This window comes from Helicobacteraceae bacterium, assembly GCA_031258155.1.
Classification (GTDB): Bacteria; Campylobacterota; Campylobacteria; order Campylobacterales; family SZUA-545; genus JAIRNH01.
This window is the reverse complement of sequence record JAIRNH010000035.1, coordinates 1-12,170: the sequence shown is the minus strand read 5'-3', so window position 1 is coordinate 12,170 and position 12,170 is coordinate 1. Positions and strand designations below refer to the sequence as shown.

Genomic DNA, 12,170 nt, shown 5'->3' with positions numbered 1-12,170 from the left:
AGGCGAGATTGATTAGGACATGTTTAGCGCGCCGTAAAACGTAAATTAAAATATCAAATCGCAAAGTTAATTTTTCAAAGCAAGTTTGTCGCGCTCCTTGCGAGCGCGTGGGTTGAAACGATTTGCTGGACGTAATAGGTGTAAGACATTGGAGTCGCGCTCCTTGCGAGCGCGTGGGTTGAAACCGATTTCCATCAAGATTGCGCCCCAAGACAAAATGTCGCGCTCCTTGCGAGCGCGTGGGTTGAAACCCTTAAAGAAAGGCTCGTATATGCCCCCTCGCGTTCCTTGCGAGCACGTGGGTTGAAACGCGTCGTGCGTCGTGCCTACAACATACAAGGTCGTCGCGATCGTTGCGAGCGCGTGGGTTGAAACCGCTCTTTAGATTTTGTAATTCGTCGGGCAAGTTACGCAGTTTGAAGGGAGGGGGGGAGGCTGAAACCGGTTCCGTTAAAACTATTTGCCTAGACAAAATTCGCCAAACATAGCGTCCAGTAGCTCGCCGTATTCAGGCGGTCGCGTAAGCTCGCCGATAAAACCGAGCGCCTCTTGCGCGCGGTAGCTAAACAACTCCAACTCGCCGTTTTCGAGATGCGTTCTAGCATGAATCATAGCGGCATTTGCGTTTGCCGTTAAGTCGATCTGCCGCCGAGAAATTAACGTCGTCTCTTCGCCGCCAATTTGACGATCTAGCAAAGTCTGCAACGCATTTAGTAGCGGGGAGATATTTTCTTTCGCGCTAAGCGTTACGCTCTCATACGGCGCAAAACGCGATATATCGATCTTTTGCTCCAAATCGCTTTTATTTATCGCCGCGATTGCCGCGCGATCGTTAATCAACGCCAGAACCGCCTCGTCGTTCTCGTCAAGCGCTTTCGAGCCGTCAAACAGCGCGACGATTAAATCCGCCTTTTTCGCCGCGTTTTTGGCGTATTCGATCCCGATCGACTCAATCTCGTTTTTGCCGCGCCGCAACCCCGCCGTGTCTAGTATCCTAACGATATGTTCGCCGATTCGCAAATCCTCGCCGACAAGATCGCGCGTCGTGCCGGCTTGATCGCTTACGATCGCGCGCGCTTCGCCTAAGAGCGCGTTCAAAAGCGAGCTTTTGCCGACGTTTGGTTTGCCGATAATGGCGACTTCAAAACCGCGCAAAATAGATTTTCGCCGAACGCTTGCCGCGATCGTCGAGGAAAGTAGCCGCTCAAGCTCGTTTAGTTGGTTTAGCATGGCGGCTTTAACGTCGCCGAGATCTTCTTCGGCGTAGTCGATCGAGGTCTCGGCGTAAGCCTTCAATCGTAAAAGCCGCGATCTAATCTCTTGCGCAAATCGCCCCAAATCGCCTTTAAGATGTCTCGCCAACAGATTGGCGGCTTTGCCGGCGCGGGCGCCTGCGTAGGCGGCGGCGGCTTCGGCTTCGTCAACGCTCATTTTGCCGTTTCGCACGGCTCTCAAGCTAAACTCGCCTACCCTAGCCAAAACCGCGCCTAACGCCGTAAGCGTTTCGATCAGGGCGTTGATCGCCGCTTCGCCGCCGTGCGTCTGAAACTCTACAAGCTCTTCGCCCGTGTAACTTTTTGGCGCTTTGAAATATATAACGATCGCGCGATCTATGGGCTGATCGTTCGCGTCGTATAGATACGCTAGGTGCGCGTATCTAGGCGTTAGACTCTCTCTCTTTGTGACTTTGAGCGCGAACTCCAACGCCCTCGCGCCGCTTAAACGCGCGATAGCGATCGCCCCGCGCCCAAGCGTCGTGGCGGGCGCGACGATCGTTTCAGCGCTCGTATTTGCGTATGAAATCATTGACGACTACGTATTTGCCTTCGCCGTCTTGCGAGGTTCTTATGCCCACGTATTTTTCCGGAAAACGCGAACGAAGCTCTTTGAGCGCGATCTGAACCAACACGCCGTCCAATATCCTCGTCTGTCCCTTGCCGTTTTGTTCAATCTGCGAGATCACAGGTTCCAAATAGCGAGCTATCATCTCCTCTTGGTTTTGCAAAAACTCCGCGATTTCAAGCCGCAAAAGATAGCCGTAAGTCGGGTTGATCCAGTTAAACAGAATATAACTTAACGCCTTATAGCGATAGCCGTCTTTGCCTATTAACAGCGCCGCGTCGTCGCCGTCAAAAAAAACTCGGATCGTATTAGAGTCGATCGCCGACGCTTCAATTACGTCGATCTTGTAGCAGGTGTGATCGAACAACGAACGCAAAGTCTCCTCTATCTCTTTGCAGACGATCTTGTGATCTTGTGATTTCTGGCGGATCTTCTCAATCGAGCTATCGAGCGATCCAAAACTTTCGCTGCGATCGGAGAGAATCTTCGCCGCGCGGACGGAAACGGGTTTTGGACGCTCTTTTCTTATCTCCTTAACGCTCGTCGCGTCGTTGTCCGAAAACGCCTTGTCGATAATGCTATCGGCTACGCTTGGTTTAAGCGTCGGTCTTTCAAAGCGATCGGTTTTGATTTTGCGTTCGGCGCTTATCGGCGTTTTAGGCTCCTGCGGCGTTATCGTTTTCGCGGGCGTTATAACCGCTTCGGCGCTCTGCCGCAATTCCGCGACGATCGGCGCGCTAACGACCGCCGCCAGACGCTCTTTTTTCGCCGCATATACGATCGCCGTTTTTCTGAACAGCCCAAAAACGCCGGGGCTTGGTTGCCGCGCGACTTCAAAGTCTAGATCGGCTATAGAGCAACCAAACTCCATACTAGCGAGCGTGTATGCTTCCTCTAAAGTAGGCGCTTCAATTCTTTTCATCGGCGATCGCCTTCCTAGCAGCTTTAGCAGTTTGCATTTTTTTATTTACAAGCCACTGCTGTCCAATGGAAATGATATTGTTTACTAACCAATACAAGACAAGCCCCGCCGGAAAGAATAGGAAAAACACGGTAAAGATAACCGGTAGCCAGCGGAAGAGCTTCTCTTGCATCGGATCGGTAAAGTTGCTCGGCGTAATACGCTGTTGAAACCACATCGTCGCGCCCATAAGCAGCGGCAGGATAAAAAACGGATCTTTCATAGAGAGATCGCCGACGTAGAGCCACTGCGCGCCTTTAAGCTCTATCGCGTTTAACAGCACGCGATAGATCGCAAAAAAGATTGGGATTTGCAGCAATAGCGGCAAGCAGCCGCCAAGCGGGTTTGCGCCGTGCTTTTTATATAGCTCCATCATATGCGTTTGCAGTTTCTGTTTATCGTCTTTATATTTCGCTTGAAGCTCCTTCATCTTAGGCGCCAAATCTTTTAGCTTGGACATGCTGACCATGCCCTTATAGCTTAGCGGAAAGAGGACGATTTTGACCAGCACGGTGAAAATCACGATCGCCCAGCCCCAGTTGGGAACAAGAGAGTAGATCCACTCTAGCGCGACGAATAGCGGTTTTGAGAGAAAAGTAAAAAACCCGTATTCCACCGCGGCGGTAAGCTGCGGATGGATAGCGCGGAGCTTATCGACGTATTTCGGTCCGATATAACCGCTTATAAAAAAATCGCCGCTTGATTTTGGTTTGGCGAACGCTAACGGCGCGTTATCCGCGACCCTGCCGATCGCTACATCAAATCCGTTTTCGTAGTTGTAAAACAGGCTCGCGTAGTAGCGATCAAACGAGCTGACCATTCTCGCGCCGCTAAAACTTTGAGCGCCCGTCGCTTCGCCGTCTTCGATCGTTTCGACCGTGTCGTTTTGCGTATGGACAAGCGCGCCTTGCACGGTCATCGGATCGCTCGCCGCGTCGGGGCGAGAACCGGTCGTGATAAAGTATTCCGCCGCGCGGCTTAGTTTGACGTTTAGATCGTAGCGCCCGTCGGGATAAAACGTTAGCGCCTTAACGATCGTTATATCGCTTAAACGTTGCGTGAGATTCAATTCCGCCGCGCTCGCGCTCGCGTCGATCGCGCTCGACGAGGCGGAATAACTCGTTTTAAAAGCCTCCTCGTTGACGGCGCGATCAGAAAAACGAATTTCAAGCGGGCGCGTGTTTTTCGGGTTAAACAGGGCGGTTTGTTCGCTGTCGGCGCCCTTAAAAACGCTGCCGCTTAGCGTCGCCTGCGAGACTCTGCCAAGCTCGTCGATCATAAGTTCGCCGATCGCGGTAGTTACTTTGACCAGCGCGCGATCGCTCGGTTGCGCGGAAACGGGCGCCTCTTGCGCCTCCTCCTCGGTCGTCGATATGTTTGGCGCGTCGTTCGCGTCGCCGATTTGCGTATTTTGCGCGTTTTGGCGCGCCGCGACCGACTGCGGCTGTATAAAATACCGCTCGTATAGAGACATAAACGCGAACGCGATCGCCACAAATATAAGCATTCGCGCGGTAGGACTTAATTTTTCTAACAAGAGTTAAACCTTTATTCGTTTTTGCGTGAAATCTGTCTGACGACGCGGCTAAACTGCTCTTGCAACGCGCCGAAGCGGATCGCCGCTATAGGTTTTTTCGCGACAAGCGCGTAACGACCTTTTGGCAGGACGTCCGTTTCGGCGCGAAAAATTTCGCGGAGGCGACGACGGGCGTAGTTGCGCTTTACGGCGTTGCCTACTTTTTTTGAAGCCACGAAACCCGCTTCGGCGTCGTCGGCGTTTTGAAAAAAACAGACAAACGCTTCGGCGTGAAAACTTCTGCCTTGCTTGAATAGAGCGTTAAAAGCCCGCGGATTTTTCATGCGCGTAAAAACCATCGCGATTTTTAGCTACGCGCCTAGCCGTTTGCGACCCTTCGCTCTCCTACGGTTGATTAAAAGTCTGCCGCTTTTCGTCGCCATGCGAACTCTAAAACCATGCGTATTCGCCCGCTTTCGTTTAGACGGATTATAGGTTGGTTTCAATAGTTACTCCTATTAAAAAGTTTAATAAAGACGCGCAAGTCTATCCAGCAACCGCTTAAATATCGCAGGAAACGGTTGCGTCCAAGCAATCCTTCCCCGCGTTTTTCGGCGAAAAAACAGAGAAACGTTGTAAAATGCCTCCTATGAAAACAGCCGTTATTTTTACGCTTTTGACGATCGCGGCGTTAGCCAATCCCGCTTGGTATAACAAACTGAGCGCAAAACCATACGAAGCGATCGGTTACGGCGCGGATACGTCGCCGGAGGAGGCGCGCCGCTTCGCGATTAAGGATATTGGCGATCAAATAGCCGTCGTCGAGGTATCGGAAATCAAGGTCAAAGGGACGGTTATGAAAAACGCCGAGCGCGTTTTAAACCGCGAAACGAGCGCCGAATTAACGGGGGCGGAGATTATAAGGCTAGAGCGCCAAGGGCAAGGATATTTCGCCGCGGCTAGGCTAGATCGCCGTCCGATCGAGATTCGTTTTTTAGAGAAAATAAAAACGCCCAAACGTCGCGCGAACGACGACGGGTTTATTTTCCGATCGCCTTTCGCCAAAGCGCTTAACAAAGCGGCGGGCTATACCGTTGATTTTTCTATTGTCCAAGAGGGCGATCGCTACGCGATTGGCGACGAAAACAGGTCGATCGCGTGGAATCAACCCGATCTGACGCAGCTTTTTGACATTAGCCAGAATCTTGCTCTGAAACTATCGTTAAACGCTAACGGCGAGGCGGCGATCGTCTCCGACGAAAGCGGGTATTTGAAGTTGATTTATATGAACGAGTTTGGCGAATACGCGCTAAAGAAGACGCGAATCGACGCGAATCAAACGATCCGCGTCGAGGCGCGAGCGACCGTCTCCGATCGCGGCTCGCGCGGTTTTCTTATCGCGGTTTTTAGTTTGTCGCCGTTTGCGCCGCTCGCAGCGAACGAGGCTAAACTAGGGTTTGCCGAGCTAGCGCGATTTTTGGATCGCCATATTTACAGCGCCGTAGAAACGACGAGCGTTCGTTTGGATTAAGCGGCGCTCAAAAAAGCGCCGCTTGGGTTGGCGCGGAGAGTTTTAGCGCCTCGTAGCTTTTGATTGTGGCTACGCGCCCTTTTGCCGTGCGCTCCAGATAGCCGTTTGCCAGCAGATACGGCTCGATCATCTCTTCGATCGTAGCTCCGTCCTCGCTTAGCGCCGCGCCAAGAGAGCTTAATCCGATCGCCCTGCCTCGCGCCTCGACCAATAACGCCAGCAGGCGCAAATCGAGCTCGTCGAAGCCGTATTCGTTTACCCCCAAAGCGTCCAGCGCGGTTTTAGCGCGGTTAAGAGCGATCGTCGTTTCGCCCTCTACTTCCGCGTAATCGCGCACGCGGCGCAATAAACGAAGCGCGATTCTCGGCGTTCCGCGACTGCGGCGCGCTATCTCCTCCGCGGCGTTTTTTTCAATCGGCTTGCCCAGTTTGTTTGCCGCGCGAACGACGATCTGCGCAAGCTCGAGCGCGTTGTAAAACTGCATTCTAAAGTGCGCGCCAAAACGATCGCGCAAGGGGGCGCTGATCATGCCCGCTCTTGTCGTCGCGCCGATTAGCGTAAAACGCGGCAGATCGATTTTCACCGTTTGCGCGGCTGGTCCGCTTCCTATAATGATGTCTAGGCGGTAATCCTCCATAGCGGGATAAAGCGTCTCCTCGATCGTATGGCTAAGGCGGTGGATTTCGTCGATAAAAAGAATATCGCCCTCGCTTAGATTGGTCAGTATCGCCGCCAGATCGCCGCTTTTTTCTATCATCGGACCCGCGGTCGTCTTGATATTGGCGCCCATTTCGCGGGCGATGAGATACGCTAACGTAGTTTTGCCAAGTCCGGGAGGTCCAAAAAACAGAGTATGATCAATCGGTTCCTTGCGTTTTTTCGCCGCGTCGATAAAAACGCGCAGATTATTTTTAATCGTTTTTTGCCCGATATAGTCGTCCCACCCGCTTGGACGCAGACTAGCGTCTTCCGCGCTGTCAAACGCGATCTTTTCAATCTCTACGATACGTTCCATAATGCTTTCAGCCCTTGTTTGGCATTATTTTAGCAAATAGGTTAGAAAGGAACGTTATGAAGGAGCCGACGCTCGCTAAGGCGGTGCAAAAGCAGATTGACGAGATCGCGCAGTCGCTCGATCTCGCGCAAGGCGGCAGAACGGTTCTTAGGCTTAGGGACACCGACGATCCGAACAAAAAAACGCTCGAACTTATAAGCGGCGAATGGAGTCCGAATAAACCGTGGTTTATTGTTGACGAGAGCGGAAAGATACACGCGCTTACAAATATAGAGTCGTTTTTGCGGTTTATGCAATCGCTGCACGGCGTCTCCAGCGAAAACTTTAGCCTAAAGCTGGAAAAGGCGATATGGCGCAATCTACCCGTAGATTTTGGCGACGTATGGGCGGTGGCTATCGGCGAGCTTGAGGGCAGACTCGCGAAAAATCGCGATTCGCGCATTTTGGAAGTGGATATTGAACGGCTTATAGAACGAATTCGCAAAGAACATCCTAATTTATTTTATCACATCAAAGAGGATATATTGGAACGTCCAAACGGCGAGTAATCAAGCGCTTTGTTCGCCTTCGAGCGACATCGACCTATCGTCTTACGGCGTGGCTATAGGCTTTAATAAGCCGCGATCGCGCGCGTTAAGCCTAAACAAATCCGCGCCGCCGCGCGATCACGTTTTGCCGCAATCTCGTCAAACCTCGTAAAACTCTCGATACCATTTGACAAAGCGATCGACGCCGCTTTGTATCAAAACGCTCGGTTTATAATCTAGGTCGCGTTCCAGAGCGGTCGTATCCGCAAAGGTCGCGGGAACGTCGCCGGCTTGCATAGGCATATAATTTTTGATCGCCTTTTTGCCGAGCGCGTTTTCAATCGCTTCTATAAAATCGATTAAAGAGGCGGGCGATCCGCGCCCTATGTTGTAGATTCTGTGAGGAGCGCAAGAGGTTGCGCAGTCCGGATTGATAGGATCAAAACTCGGATCGATCGCGGCTGGCGTATCGATCACGCGAACAACCCCCTCTACAATATCGTCGATATAGGTAAAATCGCGTTTCATATCGCCGTTATTAAAAACGTCGATCGGCTTGTCTTCCAAAATCGACTTAACAAAAATAAACAGCGCCATATCCGGTCGCCCCCACGGTCCGTAAACCGTGAAAAACCGTAGCCCCGTCGCTTTAACGCCAAAAAGATGAGAATAGACGTGCGCCATCGCCTCGCAACTTTTTTTGCTGGCGGCGTAAAGACTGATTTGGTGATCGGCGGGGCTAGAGGCGTTAAACGGCATAGCCTTGTTTAGTCCGTAAACCGAACTGCTAGAGGCGTAAGCTAGATGCTCGATCGGATTAAAACGGCAAGATTCCAATATATTTAGCGTTCCTTCAATGTTCGCGGAAACGTAGGCTTGCGGGTTTGTCAGGCTATAGCGCACGCCGGCTTGCGCCGCCAAATGACAGACGCGATCAAATTTCTCTCTCGCGAAAAGTTTGTCGATCCCGTCTTTGTCGGTTAGATCGAGTTTAATAAAGCGGTAATTTTCATATTTTTTACTTTGCGCGAGTCTGCCGTATTCGATCGCGCTTTGCTCTATGCCGCTAACGGCTAAACGTCCGTATTTGAGGCGCGGATCGTAATAGTCGTTGATATTGTCAAGTCCGATAACCGTATCGCCTCGATCAAGCAGGCGTAAAGCCGCGTGAAAACCTATAAAACCCGCCGTTCCCGTAACTAAAATTTTCATACGTAAAATCGCCCCGCTTTGCCAAAATCTAGCGCCGATTGCGCTTTGGGCGCGATTATAGCCAAAAGGACGGCGAACGCAAAGCGATTGCGACGCGTTTTGAATCGGAAGGCTTGCGTTTGCGAAGCTATTTGTTTTCGCGTAAAAACGCCGCGCCGCTCGTCAATCGCGCGGCGGCGCTACGTTTTATATTTAAGTTTGCTTGCGACGTTAAAGCGACGAGAGCGGTTATGCCGATCTTAAAAGCCGGACAAAACGCGATACCACCTACGTCCGTCTAGCTTAACCTCCATTTCAACTTGGCAAAGCCCGTCTTTGAATACGGTTTCTAGAATCTCGGCGTTGCGAATAATCGCGTACATTTGCGATCTCACCGTAGAGTTTTGAGCCACCGCGTCTTTAAGCGTGTCCGTGGCGTTGATTTTGATCCCATACATCTTTTCGCCAATCTGTCTGTAGCCGTCGAGAATCGCCGCCCTCTTAGCCAACACCAGAGCCTGCGCGGGCGAAATTGTGCTTTCCGGCGCTACGCCTAAGCCGATTGCCCTAACGGTGATGATATTGGTTGGTTGCAAAATCGGCGAATTGGGGATCAGATACTCTTCCGTATCGTCGATTCGAGGCAGAGGCTGTTGCTGCGCGGTCTGTTGCGTCGCCGACGGCTCGTAAACTACCTCTTCCACGACATATTCCGGCTCCGCCGCAATCGCCGCTACGGCGAACGCGCCTATCAAAGCCCGTATGGCAAACTTACTCATCGCTTTTGGCTCCTTTTTTAACTATTAAGCCGTCAAAAGCAACGGGCGTTCCAAAATTTGGCGCTCGCTCGCAAAACGCCGCCGTCCGCGCCAAAACCGATCGGATCGCCAAAAACGCGCGCAAGCGCGAAGCCGAAACTATGACCCTTTACTCTCTTTAAGAGCGCTTAATCGCGAAGCGAACGCTTGTCCAGCGGCATACTTTCGTCTTTCGCCGCGCCGCCGTCTTTAATGATTTTGCGGGCGGCGCTTAACGTCCGAGCCGCCGTTTGGCGTAAATTCACAACTACCGCCGAATGCGCGCGAGCCGACGCATTGTCGTCCCCCGCTAGCGACGAAATCGCCGCGAAAGCATACGAACTGTTTATCGTCTCGCGCCCGCCTTCAATATATGCGCCGCTTGGCGTTACTTGCGGAGATCCAAATCCAAAGCGGCGCATAGCTTTCGCTTAAGTTGGTAATCAAAGCCGCTCCCGACTTGGGCGCAAAGCGCTAGGTTCCGAAAAAAACATAGCGCCGCTCGAACGTACGCGCGACGTTTGCGCCGCCGAAATAACGCCAAGCGGAACAAGCGTCGTCTTGATCCGCAAGGATTTCATTGTCCCCTTGCTTGTATTTTACGATATGGTTAATTGCAACCAATTTGTCCATAAATATTTTAGACAATTTGAATAATTATGACCATTTTGGAAAACTAAACGCCCGTAAAATCGCAAAACGGCTTCGCGCGGCGCGAAGAAAAAACGCAAAAATAAAATATATAGCGCTATAAAAGATATATAAGAACTTTGCGCTTGGGCAAGCGCCAAGAGAAGGAAACGAGCGCCAACCGGTTCGGCGCGGATCTGTTTGTTAAACCCTTAGATCGCCGCGCCGCAGCTAAAACGACCCCAAGATTTTTTGGAAGCGCAAAGAAGTTAGCGTCGTTTTACGGCGAATTTTGGATGTTTTGACGCGCTTAAGGCTTGACAAACGCGTCGGAACGCGCTAGGATTACGCCCTTCTCTTTGGGGCTGACTTGGCTTCGACGGGAGAGTATGGTTTTAGGCGGCATGTCGGCGTGGGAACAGCCGTAAAACTACCCGCAAACATAAACGCAAACAACGCGAATTATCGTCCCGCTTACGCTTTAGCGGCGTAATGGACAGGCTCTTAAGTTTCGCCGCGAGATTTAGGACGCCTTCAACATTAGCGGCTTTGAGGCGAGCTTTGGCAAACTTGCGTCGAGATTAGCCTGCGTTTTTTGGAGGGTTTGCCCCGTTGGCGCTTCAAAAGACAAAGACAATCAACGGGTTCTAAACATGTAGAAGCCTAAGGTTTAGCTCTTTCGGACAGGGGTTCGATTCCCCTCGGCTCCACCAATCAAACGTAAGTTTCGTTAAGCGACGGCTTGATCTGCCGGCAAAAGATCGCGAAAACTCGTCGCGTATCGGCGAACGCGAAACAGGACAATTAAAAGCGTTCGCGCGTATCTAGCCGCGAGACAAACGCTATTGGCGCTTAGCGCACGCAAGTTAAGCCGCGTTATCAATCTACATTTTACGCCGACGCGCTATTGGCGCTTAGCGCGCATAGGTCTAGTTTAACTGCGGCGGCTCAGAAAATGAAGTTCGGCAACATTTAAAGGGAAACCAGCAGCGCAGGTTTGCGAAAAAAGCGTCGCGCCGTAACGACATACGCGCGCCTTATTTCGTCGTTATCCGCTTTGGCGCTATCGTCGATATTTTCGATCTCAATCGGCAAGCGTAGCGCTGATTACCGCGCGGTTAATCGATATAAAAATCGCGGGGGATCGCGTCGCCGCCTTTGATCGCGATCGCGTAAGAACGCCGCGATCCTTGATCGGATCGCATAGATAACCGCGGATACTTAAATCCGCGCGCTCGCAAGGAGCGCGACAAAACCGCCAAACAACGAGCCAATCGCCGCCAACGTTTTAATGCGCGGTAGGCGCGCGTTGAAACGATATTTTTAACGGAAACCAACATTCGCTAAACGCTTTAAGTTGGAGACGGCTATTATCCATATTTATCCCGCGACATAGAAGGAGTTTGCCGTGTTATTGTCGTTTTTGCAAAATATTCGTTTAATCAGAACTAAATCAATTGGCGATCACGGATTATCAAACCAAGCGCCGACGAACAGCGAAATTGATAGCAAGCTGGCGGCTTTAGCGCCGCTTAAAAAACTATTTCCTATCTCTACTAAACTATTAACGATCGCGCTTGTTGCGTTTGCTCTGAACGCCTATAGCGAAGGTTCGGACGACAAAGGAAGCGATAACCGCGAAATTAAATTCAAAGCTATCGCCGCTGGCGATCTTCGCTCTCTCGCGCTATCAAAAGACGGTAAGGTTTATGCTACTGGATTTAATAATAAAGGTCAGCTTGGTTTAGGCGATAAAACCGACCGCAAAGTCTTTACCGAAGTTGCCAATTTAAGCGACAAAAACATTATCGCCTTATCCGTTGGCGCTCATCACTCGCTCGCGTTATCAAAGGACGGAAAGATTTACGCTACGGGGGATAACAAATATGGTCAGCTTGGTTTGGGCGACAACGACAATCGCGATACTTTTACCGAAGTTGCCAATTTAAGCGACAAAAACATTATCGCCTTATCCGTTGGCGCTCGTCACTCGCTCGCGTTATCAAAGGACGGCAAGGTTTATGTCGCTGGTTCTAACAGATTTGGTCAGCTTGGTTTAGGCGATAGCGATCATGAAACTAATCGCCATACCTTTACAGAGGTTACAAGTTTAAGCGCTAAAACCATTGTCGCTATATCTGTCGGCGGCTTTCACTCCCT

Annotated in this window: 11 protein-coding genes, 1 other RNA gene and 1 pseudogene; 4 read left to right on the top strand and 9 right to left on the bottom strand. The window is 51.2% G+C overall.

Annotated elements, in window-relative coordinates:
• Nucleotides 1-456: 456 nt before the first annotated feature.
• From mnmE to rpmH, 5 genes are read right to left on the bottom strand one after another with little or no spacing between them, the layout of a single operon-like run.
• A complete protein-coding gene (gene mnmE / locus LBF86_05070; GenBank protein MDR0664874.1) occupies nt 457-1,806 on the bottom strand; it encodes a tRNA uridine-5-carboxymethylaminomethyl(34) synthesis GTPase MnmE in 1,350 nt (449 codons plus the stop codon).
• Nucleotides 1,778-2,764 (bottom strand): Jag N-terminal domain-containing protein, encoded by a 987-nt coding sequence (locus LBF86_05065; protein MDR0664873.1) that lies wholly within the window; start codon nt 2,762-2,764, stop codon nt 1,778-1,780. Before LBF86_05065 ends, mnmE begins: the two co-directional genes overlap by 29 nt.
• The gene (yidC, locus tag LBF86_05060; protein MDR0664872.1) at nt 2,751-4,340 is read right to left on the bottom strand and encodes a membrane protein insertase YidC; all 1,590 of its coding nucleotides are present in this window, start codon (nt 4,338-4,340) and stop codon (nt 2,751-2,753) included. The genes LBF86_05065 and yidC overlap by 14 nt, the downstream gene beginning before the upstream one ends.
• 11 nt (nt 4,341-4,351) lie before the next feature.
• Nucleotides 4,352-4,663, bottom strand: coding sequence for a ribonuclease P protein component (gene rnpA / locus LBF86_05055; GenBank protein MDR0664871.1), 312 nt, complete (start codon nt 4,661-4,663; stop codon nt 4,352-4,354).
• Nucleotides 4,664-4,690: 27 nt separating this feature from the next.
• On the bottom strand, nt 4,691-4,825 hold the full coding sequence (gene rpmH, locus LBF86_05050; GenBank protein MDR0664870.1) for a 50S ribosomal protein L34: 135 nt from the start codon (nt 4,823-4,825) through the stop codon (nt 4,691-4,693).
• Between the two features lie 143 nt (nt 4,826-4,968).
• On the opposite strand from rpmH, the gene LBF86_05045 reads away from it, so the two are divergent.
• A complete protein-coding gene (locus LBF86_05045; GenBank protein ID MDR0664869.1) occupies nt 4,969-5,850 on the top strand; it encodes a hypothetical protein in 882 nt (293 codons plus the stop codon).
• 7 nt (nt 5,851-5,857) lie between these two features.
• Here the strand turns inward: LBF86_05045 and ruvB are convergent, their stop codons facing one another.
• Complete coding sequence (gene ruvB, locus LBF86_05040) at nt 5,858-6,865, bottom strand: Holliday junction branch migration DNA helicase RuvB (GenBank protein ID MDR0664868.1); 1,008 nt, start codon at nt 6,863-6,865, stop codon at nt 5,858-5,860.
• 56 nt (nt 6,866-6,921) lie between these two features.
• On the opposite strand from ruvB, the gene LBF86_05035 reads away from it, so the two are divergent.
• A complete protein-coding gene (locus LBF86_05035) occupies nt 6,922-7,413 on the top strand; it encodes a DUF2603 domain-containing protein (GenBank protein MDR0664867.1) in 492 nt (163 codons plus the stop codon).
• Nucleotides 7,414-7,551: 138 nt separating this feature from the next.
• Here the strand turns inward: LBF86_05035 and LBF86_05030 are convergent, their stop codons facing one another.
• The 3 genes and pseudogenes from LBF86_05030 to LBF86_05020 all read right to left on the bottom strand — a co-directional run bounded on the left by LBF86_05030 (nt 7,552) and on the right by LBF86_05020 (nt 9,802).
• Nucleotides 7,552-8,604, bottom strand: coding sequence for an NAD-dependent epimerase (locus tag LBF86_05030; GenBank protein MDR0664866.1), 1,053 nt, complete (start codon nt 8,602-8,604; stop codon nt 7,552-7,554).
• 239 nt (nt 8,605-8,843) lie between these two features.
• Nucleotides 8,844-9,197, bottom strand: a pseudogene (locus LBF86_05025) (hypothetical protein).
• Between the two features lie 332 nt (nt 9,198-9,529).
• On the bottom strand, nt 9,530-9,802 hold the full coding sequence (locus LBF86_05020; GenBank protein MDR0664865.1) for a hypothetical protein: 273 nt from the start codon (nt 9,800-9,802) through the stop codon (nt 9,530-9,532).
• 569 nt (nt 9,803-10,371) lie between these two features.
• On the opposite strand from LBF86_05020, the gene ssrA reads away from it, so the two are divergent.
• Nucleotides 10,372-10,723, top strand: a transfer-messenger RNA (tmRNA) gene (ssrA, locus tag LBF86_05015).
• 695 nt (nt 10,724-11,418) lie between these two features.
• Nucleotides 11,419-12,170: hypothetical protein (locus tag LBF86_05010; protein ID MDR0664864.1), on the top strand; the 752-nt coding region annotated here is incomplete at its 3' end.